General features: G+C 65.2%; 1 protein-coding gene and 1 pseudogene. Both read right to left on the bottom strand.

The genetic code is table 11. The features are described 5' to 3' along the window. Nucleotides 1-44 precede the first annotated feature (44 nt). The gene (locus AC1D00_RS40200) at nt 45-905 is read right to left on the bottom strand and encodes an alpha/beta fold hydrolase (protein WP_477014517.1); all 861 of its coding nucleotides are present in this window, start codon (nt 903-905) and stop codon (nt 45-47) included. A 108-nt stretch (nt 906-1,013) separates the two neighbouring features. After that, a pseudogene (locus tag AC1D00_RS40195) lies at nt 1,014-1,631 on the bottom strand (glycosyltransferase family 87 protein); the annotation flags it as partial.

Here is a 1,631-nt window from a genome sequence, read left to right as displayed (position 1 = left end):
CACGAGGGTGGGCACGCTTGCGCTCTGCCCGCCCCACGATCTTCTCACTTCGCGGCCCCCTCAGCGCCACGCTCAAGAAAACGCATCACGTCGTCGTTGAATTGCTCCGGATCCTGCAGGAACGAGAAGTGGCTGACCTCCGGCTGGATCAGCAGGCCGGTCCCCGGAATGTTCGCCGCCATCAACTCGGTGTTCTCGCGCTTGATCGCCTCGTCGTGATCGCCATCCACGATCCAGGTCGGGACCTTGATCGTCGCGAGGTCCGACGCCGTCCATTTCGGCTGGCTCTCCCACATCTTGGTGATCTCGTCGACGAAGCTCTTGTACTCGGTCGGGGTCGGCGAGAGGCGCTTGTATTCGTCTCCCGCCCTGGCGATGTAGGCGTTGAAGACGTCGCTCGTCGCGATATCCGCAACGCCTGACGGGTCCGAGTTCGCGGCGAAGGCGAACAGCCTGCTCACCCGCTCCGGGTGCTTCATGGCGATGTCGAGGCCGATGATCGCGCCGTCGCTCCAGCCGACGATCGCCGCCTTCTTGATCTTGAGATGGTCGAGCAGCGCGACCACGTCCGAAGCCATCAAATCGTAGCCATACGGCTCCTGGTTGCGGCTGCTGCGCCCATGCCCGCGGCTTTCCATGACGATGACCTGATAGCGCCGTTGCAGCGCGCGAACCTGGTGACCCCAGTAGTTGGCGTTGGCGAGGCCGCCATGCAGCAGCAGCACCGGCTCACCCCGGCCGAACATTGCGTACCAGACCTTGATGCCGTTGACGGGCGCGAAGCCGCTCTGCGTTGCCCTGGGCAATGTTGGCGTCGGCGGCAGGTTCAGCCATCGTGGCGCCGCGTCGGCGGCGCTGAGCGAGACCGTGACGAGAAGCGCGATGACGAGACTGCGAAGCAGCATGACGTGCTCTCCTGTTCAACCATCGGCTATTACCGCACGGCAGACGGGTGCGTCACTTCCCAACGCGGTGAAGCACGTCCGGGGACAAGGGTGGGACGCGCCTCAGTCTCACGCTCCTCGCGTCGACGACGCGGGAATTGCCGGCCCGCCGGATCTCGCCGGGCTGCGCAACGCGCCGAAGACGAGGCCAATGAGTGCGACGGTGAGGAGCGGTGACAGCCGTCCCGCCGGGACATAGACGGCCGGGCTGAGCAACGGCACCATCCAGATGCCGAGCCCGATCAGCCAGTCGCGAAAGCGCGGAGCATCGATCGATGCGGCAAGCCACAGCACGACGGCGACCGCCAGCAGCGTCGCATCATAGGGGCCCGAATGCGGGGCCGCCAGCACGGTTGCCGCAAGCAATACGATCAGCTTGTTGTCGGTGCTGAGCGAGGAGCGAAACGCCACCAAGGTCGCCGCCGCGCTCGAGAGGATCGCGGCCAGTTGCAGCATCGAGGCCAGCCGTTCCGGCAGGCCCAGCAGCACCGCGCAGGCCCAGACGCTGTGGCCCCAGATGCGGCCATAGCCCAGCCATTTCGCATCGGGGCTGACCAGATTGTTGAGCGCCTGCGGTATCCACCACAGCCACAATTCGACGCCAAAAACCATGGCACTTGCAACCGCCAATGCGAATGCCGAGCATGCAGCAGCGCACAGGCTGCGATATTGGCGCAAGCCCAGCAG

The organism is Bradyrhizobium sp. P2_E8 (assembly GCF_056403875.1).
This window is presented reverse-complemented; position numbering and strand designations above follow the sequence as displayed.

What these genes read in the sequence shown, in the direction of transcription:
- AC1D00_RS40200 (WP_477014517.1), bottom strand. Translation starts at nt 905, where the DNA reads ATGCTGCTTCGCAGTCTCGTCATCGCGCTTCTCGTCACGGTCTCGCTC.